This window comes from Dolichospermum sp. DET69, from assembly GCA_017355425.1.
In the GTDB taxonomy this organism is placed as follows: domain Bacteria; phylum Cyanobacteriota; class Cyanobacteriia; order Cyanobacteriales; family Nostocaceae; genus Dolichospermum.
Genome location: CP070233.1, coordinates 2924890 through 2950246, shown reverse-complemented (window position 1 = coordinate 2950246; position 25357 = coordinate 2924890). Strand labels below are relative to the sequence as shown.

General features: G+C 36.2%; 24 protein-coding genes and 1 pseudogene. 12 read left to right on the top strand and 13 right to left on the bottom strand.

Annotated elements, in window-relative coordinates:
- Positions 1-65: 65 nt before the first annotated feature.
- A complete protein-coding gene (locus EZY12_13520; protein QSX65889.1) occupies positions 66-254 on the top strand; it encodes a hypothetical protein in 189 nt (62 codons plus the stop codon).
- Positions 255-589: 335 nt separating this feature from the next.
- Here EZY12_13520 and EZY12_13515 read toward each other — a convergent pair whose 3' ends face one another.
- The gene (locus EZY12_13515) at positions 590-1420 is read right to left on the bottom strand and encodes a GUN4 domain-containing protein (GenBank protein QSX65888.1); all 831 of its coding nucleotides are present in this window, start codon (positions 1418-1420) and stop codon (positions 590-592) included.
- Between the two features lie 89 nt (positions 1421-1509).
- On the opposite strand from EZY12_13515, the gene EZY12_13510 reads away from it, so the two are divergent.
- The 5 genes from EZY12_13510 to EZY12_13490 all read left to right on the top strand — a co-directional run bounded on the left by EZY12_13510 (position 1510) and on the right by EZY12_13490 (position 7230).
- The gene (locus tag EZY12_13510; protein QSX65887.1) at positions 1510-3129 is read left to right on the top strand and encodes an RluA family pseudouridine synthase; all 1620 of its coding nucleotides are present in this window, start codon (positions 1510-1512) and stop codon (positions 3127-3129) included.
- 97 nt (positions 3130-3226) lie between these two features.
- Positions 3227-3829, top strand: a complete 603-nt coding sequence (locus EZY12_13505) for a TetR/AcrR family transcriptional regulator (GenBank protein QSX65886.1) — start codon at positions 3227-3229, stop codon at positions 3827-3829.
- Positions 3830-3866: 37 nt separating this feature from the next.
- Positions 3867-5156, top strand: a complete 1290-nt coding sequence (locus EZY12_13500) for an ABC exporter membrane fusion protein (protein ID QSX65885.1) — start codon at positions 3867-3869, stop codon at positions 5154-5156.
- 35 nt (positions 5157-5191) lie between these two features.
- A complete protein-coding gene (locus tag EZY12_13495) occupies positions 5192-6373 on the top strand; it encodes an FtsX-like permease family protein (protein QSX65884.1) in 1182 nt (393 codons plus the stop codon).
- 107 nt (positions 6374-6480) lie between these two features.
- Entirely contained in the window at positions 6481-7230 is a 750-nt protein-coding gene (locus EZY12_13490; GenBank protein QSX65883.1) for a DevA family ABC transporter ATP-binding protein, read from the top strand.
- A gap of 7 nt (positions 7231-7237) precedes the next feature.
- Here EZY12_13490 and EZY12_13485 read toward each other — a convergent pair whose 3' ends face one another.
- Both EZY12_13485 and EZY12_13480 read right to left on the bottom strand, forming a co-directional pair.
- Positions 7238-7675: a helix-turn-helix transcriptional regulator gene (locus EZY12_13485; GenBank protein QSX65882.1), complete on the bottom strand. Its 438-nt coding sequence runs from the start codon at positions 7673-7675 to the stop codon at positions 7238-7240.
- A 142-nt stretch (positions 7676-7817) separates the two neighbouring features.
- Positions 7818-8249: a hypothetical protein gene (locus EZY12_13480; GenBank protein ID QSX70660.1), complete on the bottom strand. Its 432-nt coding sequence runs from the start codon at positions 8247-8249 to the stop codon at positions 7818-7820.
- A gap of 529 nt (positions 8250-8778) precedes the next feature.
- Between EZY12_13480 and EZY12_13475 the strand changes: the two genes are divergently transcribed.
- Complete coding sequence (locus tag EZY12_13475) at positions 8779-9300, top strand: single-stranded DNA-binding protein (GenBank protein QSX70659.1); 522 nt, start codon at positions 8779-8781, stop codon at positions 9298-9300.
- Positions 9301-9347: 47 nt separating this feature from the next.
- On the opposite strand, the gene EZY12_13470 is transcribed toward EZY12_13475, so the two are convergent.
- The 7 genes from EZY12_13470 to EZY12_13440 all read right to left on the bottom strand — a co-directional run bounded on the left by EZY12_13470 (position 9348) and on the right by EZY12_13440 (position 15299).
- Positions 9348-10226, bottom strand: coding sequence for an NAD(P)-dependent oxidoreductase (locus EZY12_13470; protein ID QSX65881.1), 879 nt, complete (start codon positions 10224-10226; stop codon positions 9348-9350).
- Positions 10227-10709: 483 nt separating this feature from the next.
- Positions 10710-11918 (bottom strand): class I SAM-dependent methyltransferase, encoded by a 1209-nt coding sequence (locus tag EZY12_13465; GenBank protein ID QSX65880.1) that lies wholly within the window; start codon positions 11916-11918, stop codon positions 10710-10712.
- A 61-nt stretch (positions 11919-11979) separates the two neighbouring features.
- Positions 11980-12543: a Uma2 family endonuclease gene (locus EZY12_13460; GenBank protein QSX65879.1), complete on the bottom strand. Its 564-nt coding sequence runs from the start codon at positions 12541-12543 to the stop codon at positions 11980-11982.
- 179 nt (positions 12544-12722) lie between these two features.
- Entirely contained in the window at positions 12723-13124 is a 402-nt protein-coding gene (locus EZY12_13455) for an HNH endonuclease (GenBank protein QSX65878.1), read from the bottom strand.
- Positions 13121-13471: a hypothetical protein gene (locus EZY12_13450; protein ID QSX65877.1), complete on the bottom strand. Its 351-nt coding sequence runs from the start codon at positions 13469-13471 to the stop codon at positions 13121-13123. The genes EZY12_13455 and EZY12_13450 overlap by 4 nt, the downstream gene beginning before the upstream one ends.
- A 424-nt stretch (positions 13472-13895) precedes the next feature.
- Positions 13896-14798, bottom strand: coding sequence for a GUN4 domain-containing protein (locus tag EZY12_13445; protein QSX65876.1), 903 nt, complete (start codon positions 14796-14798; stop codon positions 13896-13898).
- 3 nt (positions 14799-14801) lie between these two features.
- A complete protein-coding gene (locus tag EZY12_13440) occupies positions 14802-15299 on the bottom strand; it encodes a hypothetical protein (GenBank protein QSX65875.1) in 498 nt (165 codons plus the stop codon).
- 158 nt (positions 15300-15457) lie between these two features.
- Here EZY12_13440 and EZY12_13435 point away from each other — a divergent pair, with 158 nt between their 5' ends.
- Both EZY12_13435 and EZY12_13430 read left to right on the top strand, forming a co-directional pair.
- Complete coding sequence (locus EZY12_13435) at positions 15458-15820, top strand: type II toxin-antitoxin system RelE/ParE family toxin (protein ID QSX65874.1); 363 nt, start codon at positions 15458-15460, stop codon at positions 15818-15820.
- A 4-nt stretch (positions 15821-15824) separates the two neighbouring features.
- Complete coding sequence (locus EZY12_13430) at positions 15825-16163, top strand: XRE family transcriptional regulator (protein QSX65873.1); 339 nt, start codon at positions 15825-15827, stop codon at positions 16161-16163.
- 560 nt (positions 16164-16723) lie between these two features.
- On the opposite strand, the gene EZY12_13425 is transcribed toward EZY12_13430, so the two are convergent.
- Positions 16724-18031 (bottom strand): GUN4 domain-containing protein, encoded by a 1308-nt coding sequence (locus tag EZY12_13425; protein QSX65872.1) that lies wholly within the window; start codon positions 18029-18031, stop codon positions 16724-16726.
- A gap of 257 nt (positions 18032-18288) precedes the next feature.
- On the opposite strand from EZY12_13425, the gene topA reads away from it, so the two are divergent.
- Entirely contained in the window at positions 18289-20454 is a 2166-nt protein-coding gene (gene topA / locus EZY12_13420) for a type I DNA topoisomerase (protein ID QSX65871.1), read from the top strand.
- Positions 20455-21710: 1256 nt separating this feature from the next.
- On the opposite strand, the gene EZY12_13415 is transcribed toward topA, so the two are convergent.
- Both EZY12_13415 and EZY12_13410 read right to left on the bottom strand, forming a co-directional pair.
- On the bottom strand, positions 21711-22274 hold the full coding sequence (locus EZY12_13415) for a GAF domain-containing protein (GenBank protein ID QSX65870.1): 564 nt from the start codon (positions 22272-22274) through the stop codon (positions 21711-21713).
- A gap of 267 nt (positions 22275-22541) precedes the next feature.
- Complete coding sequence (locus EZY12_13410) at positions 22542-23357, bottom strand: type 1 glutamine amidotransferase (GenBank protein ID QSX65869.1); 816 nt, start codon at positions 23355-23357, stop codon at positions 22542-22544.
- A gap of 408 nt (positions 23358-23765) precedes the next feature.
- Between EZY12_13410 and EZY12_13405 the strand changes: the two are divergent.
- Positions 23766-23897: pseudogene (locus EZY12_13405) on the top strand (transposase).
- Positions 23898-24148: 251 nt separating this feature from the next.
- Positions 24149-24910 carry a COP23 domain-containing protein gene (locus EZY12_13400; protein QSX65868.1) on the top strand — a complete coding sequence of 254 codons (762 nt, stop codon included), beginning with the start codon at positions 24149-24151 and terminating at the stop codon, positions 24908-24910.
- Positions 24911-25357: the final 447 nt, after the last annotated feature.

Genomic DNA, 25357 nt, shown 5'->3' with positions numbered 1-25357 from the left:
ATGTTGAACTCAGAAATTTTGAAAAATTGCCTCAATTTCCAGTAGAAATTAAAGGGGTGTTTGTAATGAAAGAATACATGAGTGCTTTAGAAGGGTTAGTCGAGCAATTAACACTAGCTGCAATTTTAGAAATGCTAGAGCGGATATGCCACAAAAAAGCGGAAAATCTGAGAACTCACTGGAATGATGAGGAAACCGCGAAGCTGTGGGATAAAGCAGCTAGACAAATAGAAAAGATCAATGTTGATATTTAAATGTTACGAAAAAAATTACTTGTAATTGATGGTTATTTTCAGTCAATGGAAATAACCAAATTTTGATTTTGCAGATAGTCTATTGACCTAAAAAACCAGCGAGTAATAGTGGTAATAGTATCAAAGCAGACCCGATTAAAACCAGAGTAGCCGGATCAATTTTAATGTGGTTATTTTGTGGATTACGCATTTGGCAAAGTTCCGATAAATATTTATTTTAACACAGGCTTAATTAAATTTACTTGAATATTAACCCACGAAGGTGGGTTTTGCCTGTGTAGTTGCGGTTTCTAACCGCCGATTTAATGTTAACTTGATCAAGAGGGAATATAAATTTAATTTTTAATTCCCCCCAAGGGTTGACAATTATCTATGCGAATAAATATTTTTTGATAACAACCCATTGATTGTCCAAACCAAAGCCTATCTAAACTACCTACACAGGCTTTTCCAAAAGATGTTCCCACAGGTTTAGGAAAATGTCCTATTGGGGTATCTGTGGATAATTTTAAATTAGATTTTGTATTATTTATACTTTCTTGTTTCCATCCTACTTTTTGATGAAATTTATGATCTATTTCATCATAAAAATTAATTTGACCACTATTTTCACGTTTCCAAATTTCAGTTTGTATACTAAATCCAAATCTATCTTGACTAGCATTTAACCATAATTTATCTATATTCTGTAATGCTTCGCAAGGAAAAGTTTCTATAGCTCTGGTACTTAACCAGTTCTTATTTTCTCTATTAGTGATTTTCAACATTAATGATTGTGTTTCTTTGTCAGCATCTTCCCAGTTTTTAGCTTGTAAATATTGACCCAATTTAGTATAATTTTCTTGTCTATGTTGAGGATGCCAATAAATCCAATCTTGAATTTGATATGAGGACAAAAAAGATAAGAAGGGAATTAAACATATTATTATCAGAATCGCATACTTAGCTATAGAAGCAATAAATTTAGAAATATTTTTTTGATAAAGTTGATTATTTGTGAATAAAGCAATATACTGAGAAACTTTTTTCATATCCTCCTCTACAAAAAAATATATGAGGAAAAATGGTAAAAACAAAAATCCCAAGGTCATAATAAAATTACCGATAGGATTATTGATAGCTTCTGGTGTGAGAATAATTAGAGGTATGGTAAAATATACTAACATCCATATCAAGAAAAGTTTGCTGATGAGAACAAGCAATCTAAACAAAAATTTGTTAATTATAAAATGATTTATCATACTATATATATTCTATGATTGTTCTTCATCCGCTTTCAGATTTTATCAGATCTAATTTTACCCTTTCTGATGCACGTCCTAACTATTACTATGAAGGAAGGTGTCCCCAAACTGGCGAAATACTAAGATTACCCCGCACCCCTTTAGCCGAAGCTATAGCTAATAGTCTAATGCAACAACTTGAGCAAAATCATCTTTATTCCCATGAAGGAAAAATGTATGGTATTTTGTTAGTTGAATTACCCAATGGTGAACAAAAAGTTATTAAAGCATTTTCTGGTTTATTAAATGGTAATAGTATGGTTACAGGTTGGGTTTTACCAATTTCTGGTAGAGAACAGGTGGCTTTATTAGAAACTCAGACTTTAGCAAAATTAGCAGCCATTAAACAAGAAATGATTACCCTTGGGCAACTTCCAGAAAGAGAAGAATATAAAACTCTGTCTACTGAATATACCCAAGAGTTACAAGCTATTAGTTTACACCATGATCATAGCAAACTGCAACGACAGGAACAACGCCAAAAATTTTGTCACACTCTTACAGATGAAGCTCTAAAAATTGCCCTAGAAAGACTGGAAACAGAAAGCCGTCAGCAGGGAATTGACCGCCGAAATATTAAACGTCGTCAAAATAAAATTTTACAGCCTTTACAGCAAATCATAGCGGACGCAGATAGGAAAATCACGGAACTAAAACAACAGCGTAAACAACTATCTCGACAATTACAAACAGAAATGCACGCCGCTTATAGCCTGACTAATTTTCAGGGACAATCTTTATCTTTACAGCAATTATTACCAAAAGGAACACCAACTGGAACAGGAGAATGTTGCGCTCCTAAATTATTACATTATGCGGCTACTCATCAACTAAAACCTTTAGCAATGGCTGAATTTTGGTGGGGTAATTCTCCGAGCGATGATAAAAGACAAGGGGAATTCTACGGTGCTTGTTTAGAAAGATGTCAGCCATTAATGGGATTTTTATTATCAGGATTAAAGCCAAATAAAGTAGAAATAATTTATGAGGATGAATGGCTAATTGCTGTGAATAAATCATCAGGATTATTATCTGTTCCTGGACGTTATTCTCATAATCAAGATAGTGTAATTAGTCGTTTACGTTCTCTATATCATCAAGAAATAATCGCGGTACATCGTTTAGATCAAGATACTTCTGGAATTCTCTTAATAGCTAAAGATACAATTACTTATTCTCGATTAAGTCAACAATTTCAGCAAAGACAAGTTCATAAAGTTTATGAAGCTTTGCTTGCAGGTTCTCTAAATATTCAAGAAGGTGAAATTAATTTACCTTTGTGGGGAAACCCTGACAATCGCCCTTATCAAGAAGTGGATTTAGAACGGGGTAAACCTAGTTTAACTCACTTCCGCGTTATGGATAGGGAAGGAGATTATACTCGTGTGCAATTTGTCCCCTTAACTGGACGGACTCATCAATTACGGGTTCATGCTGCGGATACAAGAGGACTGGGAATGGCGATTTTAGGGGATAAACTCTATGGTAATCATCATCATCTTAGTAGATTATATCTGCACGCAAGGGAGTTGAGGTTTCAGCATCCCCATGTAGAAAAAATCTTGCACTTACAGGTAAAAACCCCGTTTTAATTGAGGACATTTAATTTGTAAAGATATATTGACAAATACTTAAGAACTAATTTATTATTTAATATAACAAACGTTCAATATAAAACCGAGGCATACTATGCCGAAAATTGTTGATCATGAACAATACCGCAAAGAACTACTCGGACAATGTTTTGATTTATTTGCTGCAAAAGGCTATGCGGCCATTACTATGCGGCAAATTGCTGGGGGTTTAAAGGTTTCAACGGGGACGCTGTATCATTACTTTCCCAACAAACAAGCTTTATTTGAGCAATTGGTAGAAGAAATTTGTCAGCAGGATATTATTGCAGCTTTAACAGAGTTTAGAGACAAAAATAACTTATCAGAATTGATGACAGCCTTGGGAGAATACCTGGTTAAAAATGAGGATTACTTAATTAAGTGGACTTATGTTTGGGTGGATTTTTGTCAACATCAAGACTCAAAAATAATGTTGAGTAATAGCACTGTTTTTAAACGAGCTAATCAACGATGTCAGCAAGTAGCCTGTGATTTATTAGGTGTTCCAGATGTGGTGTTAGCATCTTTTGTTTTGAGTTTTGTGAATGGTGTCGTTCTCGAAAAATTATGGGGAAATGAAAACATTGATTTTCCTCAACAATGCCAACTTTTAGGCGAGATGGTGACAATATATATAAACCAAAAACTCCGGTTAAAATCAATAATTAACCATCAATAAATGCAGATAAATTTATTTTATTATTTGAGGAATTCAGATGAGTTATAAACTGTTGTTTAAATCTCCAAGTCCAGGTTTAATTGGTTTAATGCTTGCAGCTAGTGCAATTCCCATAGGAGTTGCTGTTTATGGAGTTTCTAATTTTGGTCAAATGGGTAAAACTTCTGTAACTGAATCAAAACCTATTGTCCCTATTGGGCAAATAGTTACTGCTTTAGGAAGACTAGAACCAGTCACAGAAGTAATTAAGTTATCTGCACCTTTAGCATTAGATGGCGATCGCATTGTTGAAGTATTAGTTAAAGAAGGTGATAATGTTAAAATCGGACAAGTAATTGCTATTTTACAATCCCGTGATCTATTAAAAAAATCTGTGATTCAATCCCAGCAACAAGTGAAAGTTGCTAAAGCTAAACTCGCACAAATTAAAGCTGGTGCTAAATCAGGAGAAATTCAAGAACAGTCAGCAATTGTGGAGAGAATTAAGGCACAATATGCAGGAGATCAACAATCCCAACAGGAAAATATTGCCCGCATATCAGCCCAATGGGAAGGTGATATAATTGCCCAAACAGCAACTATTAATAAACTAACCGCAGAATTTAAAAATGCAGAGTCAGAATATAAACGCTATAAAAAGTTATTTTCTGAAGGGGCAATTTCTAATTCTGTAATTGATAGTAAACGTTTAAATGTAGAAACTGCTAAACAGACATTAAGTGAATCTCAAGCTATTCTCAACCGCATTAATACTACAGCCAATAAACAATTAGCAGAAGCTAAAGTTGCTCTCAATCGTATTAATGCTACTAGTAATAAACAAATTAATGAATCTCAAGGTAAACTCAATAGTATTGCTGAAGTTCGTCCTGTAGATGTGCAGTTAGCGCAAACAGAAATTGAAAGTGCGATCGCTAATTTAAATCGAGCAAAAACTGAACTAGAAGCAGCTTATATTCGCGCTCCCATAAACGGACAAATTCTCAAAATTCATACCCACGTCGGTGAAAAAACTGATGATAAAGGCATTGTTGATTTTGCCCAAACTAGTAAAATGATGGCAGTAGCAGAAGTTTATCAAACCGATATTAGCAAAATCAAATTAGGACAAAAAGCCATAATTACCAGTCAAGGATTTACTGGAGAATTACAAGGTACAGTCCAGCAAATTGGTTTACAAGTCAAACGCCAAAATGTTTTTGGTGATCAACCAGGAGAAAATTTAGACAGTCGCATTGTCGAAGTAAAAATTCACCTCAATCCTGAAGATAGTAAAAAAGTTTCCGGCTTAACTAATTTACAAGTGCAAACAGCAATTAAATTGTAATTTTTTTCCCATCAAGGCGCAACAAAAGAAAATTCATGATTAATAAAATGTTTCGGAAAACGCCCCTAGCTTGGCGACAGTTGATGAAGGAAAAAACGCGGCTATTAGTTGCAGTGGCAGGAATTGCATTTGCGGATATGCTAATATTTATTCAAATGGGTTTTGAAAGTGCCTTATTTGATGCTGCTGTCCAACCTCATCGCAATTTACAAGCAGATTTAGTATTAATTAATCCCCAATTTCAAACTCTAATTTCAGTTAAAAGCTTTTCTAGAGAAAGACTTTATCAAGCATTAAGTTATAACGGCGTAAAATCAGTTAGTTCTATTTACGTTGGTACGGGACAATGGCGTAACCCTAAAACAAAACTTGATCGAGCTATTTTAGTTTGGGGTGTAGATCCAACTACCGCTGGTTTGAAATTGCCTGAATTGCAAGCAAATAAAGATTATCTTAAACAATTGAATCAAGTTTTATTTGATGAAGCTGGTCGTCCAGAATATGGAGAAATTGGCAGTATTTTTCGAGCAACTGGGAAGTTTAACGCCGAATTAAGCGGCAAAAATGTCAGTGTCAAGGGCTTATTTAAAAATGGTGCTTCCTTTGCTGCTGATGGGAATGTTATGGTTAGTGATTCTACTTTTTTGCAATTATTTCCTACTCATAAAGCAGATAAAATTGAAATTGGTTTAATTACACTTCAACCCGGTGCTGATATTGAACAAGTCAAAGCACAATTGAAAAAAGGATTAAATCCAGATCCCCAAAATACCTTTGTTGAAGTTGGTACTCCTGAAGAATTTGCCCAAAAAGAAAGAATTTATTGGGTTACTGGTACAGGTATTGGTTTTATTTTTGGGTTGGGTGTTATAGTCGGTTTTATTGTGGGTATTGTTATTGTTTATCAAGTTCTTTATGCCGATGTTTCTGATCACTTACCAGAATATGCAACTCTCAAGGCAATGGGTTATACAGATAATTATCTATTAGGAGTTTTATTACAAGAAGCATTATTATTAGCTGCTTTGGGTTATTTACCTGCATTTTTTCTATCTTTCGGACTATATCAAGTAACTTTTGCCGCAACTCTTTTACCAATTTATATGAAGGTAGATCGAGCAATTAATGTTTTTATCTTAACTGTAATTATGTGTACTATCTCTGGAGCAATTGCTATGCAAAAACTCCGTTCTGCTGATCCTGCGGATATTTTTTAAGATTACTAATATTTGATTTTTTAAATATACGTAGGGTGGGCATTGCCCACCCTACGACAGAAATTCAATATTATTATTTTCGCACTAAAATTCAAAGGTAAGGAACTATGTCACTAGATTTTTCCAGCATTGCTACCCCAGTTAGTTCTACTTCAGAAACGGTTATTTCTGTTGGTAATCTTAATCATTGTTTTGGTAAAGGTGCGCTGCAAAAACAAGTATTATTCGACATTAATTTAGAGATTAAGGCAGGGGAAATTGTCATTATGACTGGTCCTTCTGGTTCGGGCAAAACTACCCTACTATCATTAATGGGGGGTTTACGTTCTGCCCAAAATGGCAGTTTACAAATATTAGGACAGGAAATGTCTGGTGCAAGTAAAAGACAATTAACTAAATTACGTTGCCAAATTGGTTATATTTTTCAAGCACATAATTTGATGAGTTTTTTAACAGCTAAAGAAAATGTCAGAATGTCTTTAGAATTGCATGAAAATTACCTCCAAGGTGATATTAATGGCAAAGCTACAGCGATGTTAGAACACGTTGGTTTAGGAAAACATATTAATGACTATCCAGAGAATTTATCGGGTGGACAAAAACAACGGGTAGCCATAGCCCGCGCTTTAGTTAGTCATCCTAAAATAGTATTAGCAGATGAACCTACAGCTTCATTAGATAAACAATCTGGACGAGATGTGGTGGAATTAATGCAAATGTTAGCAAAAGAACAAAATTGTACTATCTTATTAGTTACCCATGATAACCGCATTCTGGATATAGCTGATCGGATTATTTACATGGAAGATGGACAATTGAAAAATGATGGTGTAGATATGGAAGTCAAAGTAAATTGACACTTATTTATTTAAAGATAATTTCCTCCCGAATCTCTAAATTGAGAGTGTGTTGAATTTTCAAAAGTTTTGTTAAACTAGCACTAGCATATCCATTTGCTTCATCACGTTGCACCTGTTGAGGTTTAACTCCTAAAAGTTTGGCAAAACTCTCTTGAGTGTGTCCACGAATAATCCGCGCTTTGATGAGTGCTTCTGGTAATTTTTCTAAACTATCATATTCCAATCGCTCAATTTGACTTTGATTATTTTTGAGATGTTCGTACTCTTTTATCTCTTGAGTAAATTCCTCAATTTGGCTTTGTAAAGATTCTAAATAAGCTTCGTAGCATATTTTTTCATTTTCATCTTCTGGCACTAGGTTACTTTTAAGTTGAGCTATTGCTAACTCAAATTTTTTCATTTCTGCCTTAGTAATACTGTATTGCCATTCATTTAAAATCATAGTGTTTAACCTACAAATCATTTGTTTGTGTGTAGCATTACCTAATAAATAAAATTAATTAGGTAATGCCAATGTATTCCTTTATTGCTGATGTTGAATGTTGAATAATCAACCGCAGCGAAAAATATTTCGCCGCCTATTGTTAAATATCAACTGCTACGATACCTTTGATATTTTTATTCTTGTCTTGCTGAAAAAAATCTAACCACGTAGTAAAAGGATCAACCTGTAAATTAGCTATAAAAAATTCACCACGATACTTATTTTTCTGTTCAAACCTTCCGTTGCTAGACTTTAATAGAATAGGGTCTAGTTTTTGCAAGAGTTTAAAATCTACCTGATTTTTTTCGTAACAAACATCGAAGTCGTTAGGCCATCTTTTAGTAGTTACAAAACTTCCACCAATATAAATTCTCTGACAACCGCATTGCTTTAATATCTCGCACCCTTGTTTGAGTCCAGATAAAAGATTTTGTCGGCGTTTATTGTAAGCTAGATACTCTTCAATTTCCTCCCAAGTAACTAAATGGATTCCTGGTAATAAATTGCCGTTTTTATCGAATGTAAAAATCATATAAATCATATATTATATTGTGTATTGAAATTTTAAGAATGCGTTCACCTCATGTTCTTTGTGTACAATTAACCAATTAGACTTAAATATAAATTAGACCTTAGATTGTGATTTACAAGGCTTTAGTGCTTGTTAATAAATGAGCCTATCGGTGTTAATAGAAAAATTTCGTTGTATTCAACCACAAAATCCTTCTATGATTAATAATAGCACAACAATTTTGTTGTGTCTATATCTCATCTTCAAAAGAGCAGACTTGAGCGAATGAGATATTTCAGTCAAAGCCAATTGCGATACCTGTAACAAACAGAACTATCAATCACATAAATCCAATTAATCATATAAATCACAGTCCAGACCGTAATATAGTACAATTGTTCTATACAGACAAAACATAATGCTCGTTCTAGTCAGGTGTAATATAGAAAAACAATGATCCGTGTGATGATTGCCCTAACTAATTATGCTTGACTTTTCTCGTGAGGTGAAATTCACCGCGAGAAAAAGTATTAAAAATCAGGAGAAATTGATGAACAGTTGTATTTTGATGGCAGAAATTTACGATAATCCCCAACTGCGACATACCCCAGACGGGTTAGAAATTACAGAAATGATAGTTCATGTAGCCGGAGCAAAACCAGAAGATCCTTCCCATCCTTTAAAAGTCGTAGGTTGGGGAAATTTAGCCAAAGAGATTCACCAAAGTTATCATCAAGGCGATCGCGTTATTATTGAAGGGCGCTTAGGCATGAATACAATTGATCGCCCCGAAGGATTTAAGGAAAAACGCGCAGAATTAACAGTCCAAAGGATTCACGCCATCGGACAAGGTACTTATACCAGTTCACTACCAGCAGCCACAAGAACCACACCAGTCAATGAAACCCCTGTAGCGCCACCAACCTACAGCCAGACTAATTATGAATCAAACTATCCCACATCAGCCCCACAGGTAACAGCCCTGCAACCAACATATCAACCTGCACCTGTTCAGTCTCCATCCCCTGTAGGAGTTACGCCAGAACCCGATCCAGATGACATCCCGTTTTAGGGATAACCTTTGTAGAGACGTTCGATATAACGCCTCTACATTCTTTTTCAACCTCCACTGACTTCACCCCATTCCCGAATCGCTGGAAATACGGATGAATAGTCATCTTCAGGATAAGACATTTTCATAGTTGCGTGTAAGATTTGTCTCACACCCTCAATACTGTTGAGATTCAAACCCAAGGATTTCGCTTCCGAGATAAATAAATCTATTTCTTTGATCAGTTGTTTTGTCGGTAAGTTGGCGTTAGTATAATTCCCATCTAACATCCGCCGCAAATTTTGATCAAAAGTGGGAGCATACAGTTTACTTTGACGCAAAACTTGCATAAACAAATCCACATCAATGCCTTGCAACTGGATAAAAGCCAGACTTAAAGCAAAGCTAGTTGTGAGCGAAGCAATCAGTTGATTGAGTGCCAGGGTAAGATTTGAGGCAGAACCTACTGGTCCAATATACACAGGATCTTTGCCAAAGTTTTGCAATAACTTTAAGTGCCGTTGATACTGTTCCTCCTCTCCACCTACCATGACAATTAAATTGCCAGTTTGAGCTTCGGGAATACTACCGAGGACAGGAGCTTCTATATATTCACCACCAGCCGCAACTACTGTATCTCTGATTTCTTGGCTTTCTAAGGGATTAATTGTCCCCATTTGAATAATGCTGCGTCCTGATAAAGTATGCGAAGAAGTATCTGTCAGCAACACATGATAAATCGCTGCGGCGTTAGAAAGCATTAGCACTATACAATCAGCAGAGCGAATTGCTTCCCTGGGTTTGGTCACAATTTGCGCTCCTGCTGCCCGTAGCGGTTCTAATTTTTCTGGGGTGCGATTATAGGCAATTAGCTCTATATCGGCAGCTAATAACCTTTGAGCCATCGGTAGTCCCATCAATCCAGTTCCCAGAAATGCCACCTTCATTTTTTTACGTTCCTTTGTCAGTGGTCAGTTGTTAGTTGTCAGTTGTCAGTTGTTAGTGGTAATTGGAAACGCTGTGAAGAGACTTCCAAATAAAAAAATACCCCAAAATTTCTTGTGGTGCAGGCATCTTGCCTGCTAATAATATTCGGACGGGCAAGATGCCCATCCCACAAGATTGGATAGCGAAGCGCTGCTGCAAGCAGTTCATCTTTTTTATGGAGTTCTCTAAGAGTTCCCTATTACCAATTACCTATTACCCAGTAATGTATATAGTCTTCAGCCTCCAGCGGCAAAAGTTACCATAATAATTACGGAAAGTAAGAGTCCGGGGGACAGTAGAGTTACTAGCACTAACAGATCATGAGCAGTCATAATTATTTCTCTTGGGTAGATTTTTGACTTGAATGTCATCTGTTGTTATGCTAGTGCAATCAAGGCTGATACAGGATTGTTAAAGAGATTTTTAACCTTTCCCCTTGATATCTACTCTGGTACGACTAATCCCTGGAGTGGTTGTGATGCTTCTTGTTCACTTAGTCCCTGGCTTTGAACTAAAACTCCAAAATTGCCTAATCCTGATGGGTTAATGAGTTGGTGTAGTCCCTCCCGTCGTTGTAGCAACTGTGATATTGATTGCTTTCCAGAGGAGAGTGCAGCCAGTCTTTCACCTATTCCCAATGCCATCAAAAATAAACCTTGCTGTGTCCAACCAACTTTTTTGAGTCCGCACCGTTCACCCCAAGCTGATAAGGCTGTAAAGTCAACGTGGGCAGTGATATCTTGTTGCCCAATATTGATATAAGGATTATCATGATGACGATGCTGGTAGTAGCACTGGAGAGTTCCCTGCGATCGCCTGGGGTGATAATAACGATGAGCAGGGTAGCCATAATCAATTGTTATCACATACCCGCGTTGCAAGCAGTCTGCCACTATACCCAACCAGTTCAAAGCTGCTAAATTAATTTCACTGCGATAGCCATTTTCATAAGTATTTTGGCTTAAATCAATATCTACTAACTTAAAATATTCTCCTAATTTTGGTGTTGATGGTTCTCCTATTACTTCAACAAATACAGGATCAGGGATTATTGGGATTTCACTGATTTCACTGATTGCTTGTTTTTGATTGTCAATGGTGACGTAAATTTCCCGCAATTCCCCTGCATCTAAAGTAAATTGATGGACTGGAAAAGCATCCACTAATTCATTAGAAAAGAAGCAGCCAGTAATAGAGTGAGGTGGTATTTCTTCTAAGTTACACCAATCTACAGCAAAATCTTGTAACCGTTGTTGTTGTTCTTGTTTTAAACTTTGTGATTTCTCAACAATAATATATTTGACTGCGGCAAAAAAATCTGGGTATTCTTGCTTTAAATAGTTGAGGATATGGGATGCTAAGATGCCTTGTCCTGCTCCCATTTCTACTAAATCAAAACGTATCGGTTGATCTAAAATCTCCCACATTTGGTAAAATTGCTTTGCTAATAATTCCCCAAAATCAGCCCCCAAACTGGCAGATGTGAAAAAATCACTCCCCCGAAAGCCGATTTTGATAGCATCACTGGAATAATAACCATGTTCTGGATGGTATAATACCGTATCCATGTATTGGGCAAAGGTAATGCGTTTTTGAGGACTGGTGATAATCCGATGAGCTATAATTTGACATAACGGGGAATGAGAATCCATAAAGTTTGTAGTTGATTGTTAACTAATGCTTCTAACTCAAATAAAAGAATATGTCGAATATTTATTCATTTAGCCAACCGAAAAGTTGACCTACTGTAAGATTAAACGACTCCGCAAAAGATGGGACAGGTAAGCTATCTGTCTCTAATTCAAATAATAGAGTCCGTTGATCAGCAAAATACACAAAAACTAATTTTTCTGCGGGGTCAATTAGCCAGCCCATTTGAGTACCATGACTCAGACAATGGAGGATATTCCGAACAACTTTAGTTTGACTTTGTTCAGGAGAAAGTATTTCAATTGTCCAGTCAGGAGGGATAGCAAAGGTGTTAGCAACTTCACCATTTTCATCGCGGGGAATGCGTTCCCAAGTGAAGACTGTAATATCAGGTACAATGGATCTACCACCAAAGGTACAGCGTAATTCAGAATATGCCCGGGCTATACGCTGGGGCTTGAGTGCTAGGTTAATATTAGAACCAAGGTCAAGCTGAACTGTGCTATGTTTTCCTTGGGGCATAGGTTTTTGAATGATTTCACCGTTAATAAATTCCCTTGCTGGTTTGATTTCTGGCAATTTGAGAAATTCATCAAGGGTTAAGGTTTTGATAGGGGTTTGAACCATTACCGTTTCGGGTTATTTTGATTGTAGATATTGTACCATTTTTTAATTATTGTCTGAATCAGGATATCCAGGATTTTAGGATTTACAGGATGTTGGTTTGCGTTAAGGTTTTTTAGATGTAAAGATTTTTGTGATGTACTAGAAACTAATTACTTACACTAAAACTTATAAAAAACTTGCTATTCTAACCTTAATTTTCTTCGTTCAGCTAGTCTTTCCTCACTGTTAATTTGCAACAACTTCACTGTTGTCCGTCCTTCAGCCGTTAAACCAACTACTACCACTTCTGAAAATATGAAATGTGATTTCCATTCCTGGTTACGTGGATTAAATAGAAAACTAAAATAGCCTGTTTCTGGATCAAATGAACCTAAGTCACTACCTTTATAACGGTTACAACGCCAACAAGTAAGTGCTAAATTATCAGCGTTGGTTTCACCACCATGTTTTTCAGCAATAATATGGTCAATTTCATGAGGAAAAAATGCTATTTTTGCGGGTAGTAAGCAATATTCACATTTATATTTTGCCCGTTCTTCTACTAAGCGGCGAAGTGCAACCGGAATATAGGATACACTCACAGATTGCTACTCAAATAAGATAAATTACCAGCTTTAATCATCACAATTAAATGTTCAATACGTTCATACTCATCTAGTTCTTTTAATTCTCTGGGTGTGAGTTTACCTACTTTACTATGTGTTAGCAAAGTACATAACCTATCTTGCATTTCCGGTGTAGGTTTAAATTCTGCTATTTGTTGAGGAGTGGGGTTACTGGCCAGAAAATTAAGGATATATTGGTAAATTTGTGTTGATATTGGTGATTGTTGGAGACTCAAAGCCAGTAGTTCGGGTAAGGTATCTATCCCTATTTGTGCTATTTGTTGAGATAATTCTTCTGATATTTCTAGGGTAATTTTGGGCATAGTGTATTTTTCCAAAATCTGTTATTTTATTATTTGTCAGAATCAGGACATCCAGGATTAAAGGATTTACGGGATTTTGATTTTATTTGTGGTGTACTAATATTTTAATTTGTCTGAATCAGGATGTCCAGGATTTTAGGATTTACAGGATGTTGTTTGAAAGTATCATGTTTTGATTTTTGATTTTCCATCTTTATCTGGGTTCAATTATTCTTGATATTACTGTTAGATTACTAATTTGTTTAAACGAACCACAGAGGACACAGAGAAAAAATATCAGTTATCTTTGTGTGCGAAGGGAGTATTTTTCTCGTTCATCTAATTAATTATGTTAGAATTGGGGAAGCTTTCATCAGAAAATAAAATCCTGTAAATCCTTAAATCCTGGATATCCTGATTCTGAGTTAATAATTTTCTGAAAGCTTTAAATGTTACACTTTACAAGTCTCGATGCGAGAGAAGAGATACCCACCCAAACCCAAAACATCGGACCCTCCACCATTGCAACCCTCCCACCAACACCACTCCCTCTTGCCCCAATTGGTACTTTAATTGGTAAGTGTCCATCTGGCAATGTATTATACTTTATAACATCTCCCCAGCCCACAGTTTCATAAAATCTCAAAAAGGTTTCAGATTCATACCTACCAAGCCTTCCACCGACACTCAAATAAATTTCCTTTTGGACGCTGAAGCCAAATCTTCCTTTACTGTATTGTACCCACAATCGGTCAATTGTGCGGAGGTCTTGGCATGGGAAATTTAATAGTTCATCTCTTGTAAAGCAATCACCTGACTTTTTACCCACAGCTTTAATCATAACTTCGTAAGTTTCTTCATCTGCTTCCTTCCATTTCTGTGCTGCTAATAGGTTACGCAGTTTGCTGTAGTTGATTTCCTTTTCAGACCAGCGGTTGCCAATTTCTTTCAGTGATTGCTCAATAATATAATCAATTCCTTTGTCGCTACTGATTGCCTTCCAATTCTTAATTTTTTCATACTGTTCTGGGTGGTTAATTCTTATATCTTCCATCGTTATATGATGTAAAATAGGCAGAATCTTTAAATCTGTTAATATGTGATTGAACTCCTGAAAAGTCCATTCTTTGTGTGTAGAAAAGTAATGCTTACTAATTACCACAATTCCATACTGCGAGTTATCTAGACCTTCTTTAATTTTTGTTTTTAAGTGGTTTCCCCACCAGAGTTCATTTTTGTCATACCATACTGTATAGTCAGCCTCTTTAAGTCTGTTACATAATTCTTCAACAAATGTCTCTTTATCTTCGGACGCATGGCTGAGGAATATATCATATTTAATTGCCATTTATTACTCCTCTACACCTGAAATAACAGCCAAAGCCTTCGCATACTCTTCCAAACCACCTCGCAACGTAGCTAACTCACTTCGCAACGTTGCTTCCTCAGACCAACTCACTTCATGTTCCTTGGGACTCACCCCCATAGGTCGTCTTGCTTCCCACGCTTGTAACACGGGATGCCATTTAGCTAAAAACGGTCTTAACCCATTATTCAATACCGCAATAGCAATACCCCCAACCGAGTTCTTAGAAGCACCCACATCAGGTCCAGCAGCTTTAAGAACTTCGCGGGTAGTTCCGAATAAACTATACAGAGAGTTTAATGCTTCCCGCACTAACCCTTGGTCAACTTCTAAGGACTGGACAGCAATGCGTGTCACAAGTTCCACGTACAACGACCAAGCGGCTTTTCGTTCTGTTGTGTCAGCTTCCCATTCCGCAGAACCAATACCGAAAGGAAGACTAATAGCGACTTTTTTTAATTTTGCGGGGTCGTGCTTGGGCATAAACGACTACTAGAAATAAATATTTAAATTATACTACCTCAAAAGTAGCATATTTTGGCAGCACCACTGAAATTACTCGATAATGGTCTTTTTTGATGACAATAAAAGCGATTTATCTGATACTTGAATAAATATGGATTCTAAGCCATAATAAATTCATGACATGGGAAATTTTATTTCATGACGAATTTCTACCTGAATTTTCTGAACTAACAACAGAAGTACAGGAAGAACTTCTTGCACACACAAAATTACTAGAATCCGCCGGTCCACTCCTACGCAGACCTCATGCTGATACACTTAAAGGTTCTCGACATAAAAATATGAAAGAACTGCGTTTTTATGCGGACGATGGTGTATGGCGAATAGCTTTTGCTTTTGATCCAAAAAAGAAAGCAATATTACTTGTAGCTGGTAATAAAGCTGGAACAAGTGAAAAAAGATTTTACAAACAATTAATTACAAAAGCAGATAAAAGATTTGACTCCCATCTTCAGGAATTAAAAGACAAAGGAGAATAAAAATATGGCGACAAAATTAAGTGATATCATGTCACAATTACCGCCGGAACGACGGGCAAAAATTGAAGCCCGCGCCCAAGAACTAATTCTGGAAAACATGACTATTCAAGATATGAGAAAAGCCAGAAAATTAACTCAAGAATCTATGGCAGAATTATTAGGAATCCGTCAAGATAGTGTTTCTAGATTAGAAAAACGGACGGATCTTTTACTTTCTACATTACGTAGTTATGTAAAAGCAATGGGAGGAGATTTAAAACTTGTGGCAGAATTTCCTGATAGACCTTCTGTGATTATTTCCGCATTAGGAGAATTAGAAGATGAAGATTCTGTACTAGAATAATCGTCTTGTCAAGTCTTAAAATCCCGTACATCTTTTAATCCTGGTTATCCAACAGCTTAATGCACCCTACAATCTAATTCGTCTGAATCAGGATGTCCAAGATTATAGGATTTTCAGGATGTTTTTTGATGATGGTGTGTGGGTATTTTGGGATTTTCAGGATACTTTTTTAATAGTTGTCTTTAAATGATTATAAAAAATCTAAGAATTACCATCCTGTACATCCTTTAATCCTGGTTGTCCGACAGCTTAATGCACCCTACAATCTAATTTGTCTGAATCAGGATGTCCAAGATTATAGGATTTTCAGGATGTTTTTTGATGATGGTGTGTGGGTATTTTGGGATTTTCAGGATATTTTTTAATAGTTGTCTTTAAATGATTATAAAAAATCTAAAAATTACCATCCTGTACATCCTTTAATCCTGGTTATCCTGATTCTGACAAATACAACTTTCATCACCAACAAACAATTTCAAAATTACCATCCTGTTCATCCTTTAATCCTGGTTATCCTGATTCTGACTTAATAATTTTCTGTAATCTTTAAATGTTACAATTTACAAGTCTTGACGCGAGAGAAGAGAGCATTCTACATACCAAGACTCTTCTTCAATATACTCCCCCATTTGCCACCGCATCTCCCCTGGAAGGTGTCCTTCTGGTGCTTTTATATCAAAATTAATATCTTCATAGTCCAACTCTATACCTCCTTTTCTCCATCCTATCTTGTCTATGAACTGATCGAAAATTTTCTTATCATATTCTCTCGTTCCACCTAAACTTTGATAAATCTTTTTCTGTACAGAGAAACCAAATTTACCATCACTATATTTTACCCACAATTGGTCAATAGTCCAGAGATCCTCACAGGGGAAATTATCAATATCTTCTACTCTTAACCAATATTCTTCTTCCCGTTTTGCAACTTCTAACATTACCTGTGCTGTTTCCTCATCCGCTTCTTTCCATTTTCCTGCTTTGAGTAATTCACGCAGTTTACTATAATCCATTCCTACATCTGATTTTAATTCTACCTCTTGACTACCATCATCAGGACTAGGAAATAAACCCACCCATTCCTTCATACTTTGCGGACGGTTTTTAGGTTCTAATTCTAAACCTTTAATAATCGCTTTATTTAATCTATCACTAATCCTTGAATTTATCCTTTTTGGTTCTATTAAATCATTATTTAACATCTTCCTTGCTAAACAAGGTGTGGGAGTATCTCCAGTCACCAAATAAAACAAAGAAGCAGCTAAAGTATAAACATCAATACTTGCTGATTTTTCCGTTTCTAGCATTTGTTCCCAAGGTGCAAAAGCCAGATTAGCAGCTTGGTTAATACTTTGACTATTCACATTTCCTGCTAAACCAAAATCTATTAAAATTACAGTATTGCTATTTTCTCTTAATATCATATTGCCAGGATGTGCGTCCCGGTGAATAATTCCATTTTGATGACAAATAGATAAAGCATCAGCAATTTGTTTGATATAATCAATAGCAAATTTTTCTAATAAAATGCCCTTATCTTGGATTAAATCATATAAATTTTCACCCTTAACAAAGTCCATGACTAAACATGGTAAATTATCCTCCTCAAAAAAGTCTATAATTCTGACAATATTAGGATGATGATTTTGAGATATTTTAGCTAATGTTCTTCCTTCCTTGCGAAAACCTTCCACAAATCTAGGATAATTAGCATCTCTACACAAACGACTATTAGGAGTTTTAATAACAACGGGAAAATTCAATTCTTGATGTTTAGCTTTATAAGTAACACCAAAACCTCCTTCTCCAATTTCTGTTTCTACGACATATTGGGGACGTTGTTTTAATGGCTTTCCTGGTTTCAGCATAGACAGAGAGATAATTCAGTATATCCGTGATTATAACATTTCCTAGTCTAATGAAGTACAAAATTAGCATTTATCATCTGTGTTCATCTGCGTTTATCTGCGTTCAACTAATAAACAATCATACTCAGCTACAATCCTGTAAATCCTTAAATCCTGGATATCCTGATTCTGACAATTAAGAAATTCAAATTCCACGACTATTGTAAAAATATTGTCATTTATTTTATCCTATATAAAGCATCTAAAAAACAAGTTCCATGCCCAAACGTCTCCTAGTGGTTGAATCTCCCGGAAAAATCAAAAAACTGAGTCAAATTCTCGGTGCAGATTGGATTGTTCGCGCTAGTTGTGGACATATCCGCGAACTCAGTAACGAGGGTGATGATTCACTGGGTTTTACTATGGAGGGCAATAGTGTAAACTGCAATTATATTCCTCGTGATCAACGAGCAAAAGAAACAATTCAACAATTAAAAGCCGCTGTTAGGCAAGTTGATGAAGTAGTTTTAGCTACAGACCCAGACAGAGAGGGAGAAACTATTGCTTGGCATCTTAAAGAAACGTTAGGATTAAGAGACCCCAAACGAGTAGTTTATACTGAGATTACACCATCTGCCGTGCGAAATGCGATCGCTCATCCCCGAAAACTTGATACCAATTTAATCGGTGCGGGATTATGTCGAGATTGCCTTGATAAACTGGTAGGTTACAAAGGTAGTCCCTTAGTTTGGGCATTAAATAACGGTGCAAAAAGTGTAGGTCGAGTCCAAAGCGCCACCTTACACTTAATTTGTCAGCGAGAAAGAGAAATTCTGGCTTTTGTCCCTCAAGATTACTGGAGTGTTTGGGTAGATTATCAAGAAGGATTCCGGGCTTTTTACAACGGTGCGGTAAATTCTGCCACAGAAACATTAGAACCAGAAACACAAACTCATGATGATGCTGCTAGTAATAACACCGAAAAAGCAGAATCTAAGCGCGTTCTCTCAGCAGCAGAAGCCACAAGATTAGTTGAAGAAGCAAAACGTCATCCTCATCAAATTATTCAAATTGAAGGAAAACTCGTTTATCGTCAACCCCCTCCACCGTTTATCACTTCTACCCTGCAACAAGCAGCCGGTTCTAAGCTGAAATTTGCCCCAGATAAAACCATGCAAGTGGCACAAAAGCTATATGAGGCTGGGTTAATCACATATATGCGAACAGATTCAGTCATGTTAAGTCCTGAATTTTGTGCTAGTGCGCGTCAATGGTTGGAACAAAATGATCCTCAAAATGTCCCCCAGCAAGTAGCCAAGCAGCGCAGTAGTAAAACCGCTCAGGAGGCACACGAGGCTATTCGTCCTACAGATGTCTTTCGTCCTTCAGCACAATTACGGATAGAATTACCTGAAGATGAGTTTAACCTATATGTAATGATTTGGAAAAGAGCGATCGCTTCCCAATGTCGTCCTGCTCAAGTTAGAAAAACTGTGATCATTACCCAGTCAGGTAATATTTTATGGCAAGCCAGAGGGCAAGTTGTGGAATTTTATGGTTATGCAAAATATTGGCCGAATCTTGGTAAAGATGCGGTTTTACCTCTTTTTCAACAGGGACAAACTCTGACTTTAGAAAATGCTGGACATGAGCAGAAACAGACCCAACCTCCACCAAGATACAGTGAACCAAAATTAGTACAATTGATGGAAAGAAAAGGGATTGGTCGTCCTAGTACCTATGCTCCTACAGTTGCTACTTTGAAAAAACGCAATTATGTGGAATTGAAAAAAGATAATCTGCAACCGACAGCTTTAGGGTTAGAAGTGGATGAGTTTTTACAAAAGGCGTTACCGGATTTATTAGAAGCAGAATTTACAGCCAAGATGGAACAGGAATTAGATAAAATTGCTGAAGGAAAAAACTCTTGGCAACATTATCTAACTACTTGGAATCAAAATTATTTTATCCCTGCGCTTTCTAAAGCTAAAACTGTGGTTATTAATTCATCAACTACAGTTAAAAGTAATGGTTTAGTTGAGCGCAAATATGAAACTTCTAAAACTCGTTGTCCTGAATGTAATAACTTTTTAGCTAAAATTCCTAGTAGTAAGGTTAAGAAGAAATATTTTCTTAAATGTGTGAGTGGTTGTGAAAACATTGTTTTGTTTTGGAGTGATTTTAATAAAACTTGGTCAGCACCAAAACCGAAAACATCTGAAGTTGAAAATACTCCTAAACCTGCGGTAAAGGTTACTGCTTATCCCTGTCCGGTATGTAAGAAACCTTTGGAGGAATATAGTTATATGAAGGATGGGCAAAATAAGACTATGTTGCGGTGTTCTGGTCAGGAGTCTTGGAAGGATAAGAAACATAAGGATGTAGCTTATTTTAATACCGCAAAAGGGTGGTGGAGTCCTAAACTTGGGAATTTGATTGTCTGATTGTCAGAATCAGGATATCCAGGATTTCAGGATGTACAGGATGTTATTTTTTATTGTTTATGAAAAATAGCGATTTTTGGAATGATAGAGAACATACTGTTATTGTAATTAACATTGTTTATCTTTAAAAGTACATATCCACCATCTGAATTTGTCTGAATCAGGATATCCAGGATTTCAGGATGTACAGGATGTTATTTTTTATTGTTTATGAAAAATAGCGATTTTTAGAATGATAGAGAACATACTGTTATTGTAATTAACATTGTTTATCTTTAAAAGTACATATCCACCATCTGAATTTGTCTGAATCAGGATATCCAGGATTTCAGGATGTACAGGATGTTATTTTTTATTGTTTATGAAAAATAGCGGTTTTTGGAATGATAGAGAACATACTGTTATTGTAATTAACATTGTTTATCTTTAAAAGTACATATCCACCATCTGAATTTGTCTGAATCAGGATATCCAGGATTTCAGGATGTACAGGATGTTATTTTTTATTGTTTATGAAAAATAGCGGTTTTTGGAATGATAGAGAACATACTGTTATTGTAATTAACATTGTTTATCTTTAAAAGTACATATCCACCATCTGAATTTGTCTGAATCAGGATATCCAGGATTTCAGGATGTACAGGATGTTATTTTTTATTGTTTATGAAAAATAGCGGTTTTTAGAATGATAGAGAATATACTGTTATTGTAATTAATATTTTTTATCTTTAAATGTCCACAGAAAGTTGATAAATCACAATCCTGTAAATCTTTAAATCCTGGGTATCCTGATTCTGACAATATCCTGTTATTTTTTATTGTTTATGAAAAATAGCGGTTTTTAGAATGATAGAGAATATACTGTTATTGTAATTAATATTTTTTATCTTTAAATGTCCACAGAAAGTTGATAAATCACAATCCTGTAAATCTTTAAATCCTGGGTATCCTGATTCTGACAATATCCTGTTATTTTTTATTGTTTATGAAAAATAGCGGTTTTTAGAATGATAGAGAATATACTGTTATTGTAATTAATATTTTTTATCTTTAAATGTTCACAGAAAATTGATAAATCACAATCCTGTAAATCTTTAAATCCTGGGTATCCTGATTCTGACAATTGATATTGTTATTGTAATTAACATTTTCTATCTTTAAATGTTCACAGAAAATTTATCAATCACAATCCTGTAAATCTTTAAATCCTGGACATCCTGATTCTGACAATTGATATATTGCCCTCCTATAATTGATTAACTCTCCAAAATATTCGAGTCTGTTGCTAAAGTTCGCGCTCCTGTTTGCATCAATTCAATATCTGCTAAACTCCAATCACGGGGATGTTGACAATGATGAGCTACTAAAAGTCCCCATAATCCTCTCGGTATCAAAATTGGTACTACTAAATTGGCACGAACTTGGATACTGTGAAGAAAATCACGGTGACAATCCTGAATTGCTTCTAATTCTATATCAGCGATCGCTTTTACCCGTCCTTCTAAATACAAACCAGCATACTCCTGGTTAAAACAATCACTTGCTCCCGTAGAACCGAGAATCGAATATTCATCAGCACTCAATGATTCAAATGTTACCTGTCCTTCCCATTGCTTATAGAAATAATACAAGACTACCCGATCAACCTGAAGTGATTCTCGCAGTTGATTTGTTGTTTGTCGGACTAATTCATCTCGTTCGATTTTGATGACAAGACGATTCAGTAATTTTTCTAACCCCTTATCAGAGTGTTGATTTGATCGATTTTCAAATTCTGGGAAAGAAGGTTTACTTTGAGCGAAGTCGAAAGGAAGTTGCACAGATTTAAAATAATGATTAAGTGAACAATTTCAGATTTATATAGTAACTTATCAGACATTTTAGGTAAAATTGCTCTTAATTTAACAAAAAAATAATCTGTAGGAGACTTGCAAATAAAAAATATACCAAAATTTCTTGTGGTGCAGGCATCTTGCCTGCCCATAATATCAGGACGGGCAGGATGACCATCCCACAAGACTTATGTAAATTAAATGCTGATTAGCTTAGTAGCTGGTTTTTGGTGGGCATTGCCCACCCTACACATCTTAACTAACTCCAGCCGCACTGGGTAAATTCACTTTCAACCGTTTCAATATTGCTTCTCGTCCTTGCATTGCCAAAGTATCATCTAAAGGTGAAAGTTTAATTTCTTCTTGATATTTCAACCTTAACGCGGTTTGAATTAACCAATCGGCAACGAAAGGATTTTTTGGTAATAATGGCCCGTGGGAATAGGTAGCGATCGCATTTTGATAAAACGCGCCTTCTGTGCCATCTTCTCCATTATTCCCCAAACCATACACCACACGTCCCAAAGCTTCCACTTTCCCTAATTTAGTCCGGCCACCGTGATTTTCAAACCCGACTAAATAAGCTTTTGTTCCTGTCATTGCTTCTAATTCCTGTGCTAACCGGGAAGCCGTAACTTCTATAACCAAATTACCAATACATCTTTTAGTATTTTCACCAGGATGAATAGAAACTAAATCTAAGATTCCTAAACCTTCAATTCTTTGTCCAAAAGCTGGTTCATAATAATTTCCTAGCAGTTGGGGAGAACCACAGGTAAAAACTCCCGGTGTACCACTGTCTATTTTATCACGCATTGCCTCAGCCTTTGCACCTTGTAAATCCCGCATCACAATCTCTTGCTGACGGTCTTGTGCGCCACCACCAACGATCACATCTACTGATTTGATATCCTCTGCGGTGGAGTCTTGGTCTAAGGGTAATACAGTCACAGTATATCCCCGCCATTGAGCGCGGCGTTGGATAGTAATCACATTTCCGCGATCGCCATAGGTACTCATCAACTTAGGATATAGCCAACCAATAATAATTTCCATCGGTGCAGAACTCATAAAACCTCTAATATAGCAGGAGGACGTAGGAACGGAGGGGGTGTGTCCAGTCAGGTGTGACAGTATTATGTTACTAGTTTTGTGGGATGGGCAAGATGCCCATCCTTTGCATTCTCAGTCCGATAGAAAGATTTCCGAATTGTTGCAATATATTAATGAATTTCAAGTTTAGTAAACAGACAACACAAACAAAAAACCTCATGCTAGATTAAGGGCATGGTACAAAAAGGTTAAAAGTCAAACCTTAAATCCAAACTTTCTCATTAGAGTTTGTGCCTCCTGCTCTAGTGTCCCGGCAATCAATTTTAGGTTTTAGCTTCCTTTCAAAGTGTTTTCGCCTGAATCTCACCAAATTGTTATTGGAGGTGTTGGAACTCACAGCTAGAAGTGCTAGAAAGAATTGAAACGGTAAGCTCTACCGAGATAGCCTGTGGAGTAGACAAGCCTCTCAAGTGTCAACTTGAGACTACGATGAAGCAGGAAGTTAACGCCAAAACTATCTATGTCCAGTTAGTTATAGACTTGGGTAGCTTTGGGTAGGTTTAACAGAGCGGAAGCGTAATTTAGACTAGATTTAATTGATTGCCTGTCAAGTCCACCTCTATATTTTTCTATTGAATCACAACCTAATCAAGAAACCGCTGTAAGCTGCTGATAATCCTTCGTAGCTTGTAGCGGTTTCTACTATGTATGCTAAAAATAAAAAAACAGGTTTTTTAAGAATCAAAAACATATATTCTCCGTCACTAGAGATATCAGCTATTTACCTGTTTCTAAGAGAGGTTATATTTATGTCATTACAATCGCTGCGATTTTTATTGTTGAGTAGTTTTGGATGTTCCTTATTTTTTGGTAATGCTGTAGTTTTTGCTGACATTGTTGTTCCTACAGGTTCATCAGGTTCATCCACTACAGTCCCATCAGGTTCATCAAATACCATACCGACTTCTACCACAGTTGACAGTAATAAAAGGTTTAGTTGTCAATATAACAATGGACAGCCTACCGTCATGTATCAGCCCCAAAGTCAACCTGGACAATTCTTTGCTTGGGCTGCACCTCAAAATTTAGGAGGGGGCTGGGATGCTCAAAAACGTTGTGAAACGATTGCTACCCGTTTAGAACAATATCGCCCAGATGGATTACAAGAACTACAAATAGGGTTTCAAAATAGCGAAAATATTATCTGTGTTACCACTGAAGCCAACCCCAGTTGTCGGATTGTTTTGACAGTTCCTCGCGGCAAAGATCCTACTACTGTTCGCAATAGTGTCTTCCAAAATTTAACTACCGCTGATAGTGGACAACAAACTATTGCTGTCAATACCTACACTAATCGTAATAGAGGTAATGGAGATAGCTTATACAGCCTAGGGCAAACACTTTTAGGTGGTAAAAATCAGGTTAGTTCTGCAAAAGGTGGGATTAATTTGAAGCCATACCTTGATGTTAAAGATGGTGGTACTGGGAGAGGTTTAAAAAATGGCGTAGGAATCCGCCGAAATAATCAGCCTCAACCTTCTAATCGTTTAAATCCTGGTAAATTTCGTTAATTTAAGCCTGGGGAATCGAGAATTGGGAATTTAGTAATTCTCCTTCTCCCTTCTCCCTCCCTCCTGATTTTTGTAACTATATTTACCTTTTTAGAGAAATTAAATTTACCCCTTATATAATTTTTGTCCTGTATTCATTTATTAGGTGTTGTAATTATTTGTCAGGTTAGATTGATTTTTGAAGATTAGTTAGTTAAGTGAAAAGTACGCGATAACGGAGATTACTGGTTATCTAGTTTAGGGTAGTAATTCGTAATTATGCCCTATTTACTCGTGAGTAATTTAATACAATGCGGCGTAAGTCAATGAACCATTACAAATCTCTCAAAAGTTTATGCTGTATTAATTCTAAATTCCGCCCTGCGGTACTAGCCGATGGACAAATATGCAATAGGTCAAATTGGTAGAGCTTGACGGAGTGAGAGTCAGTTTGATGTGACAAAATTA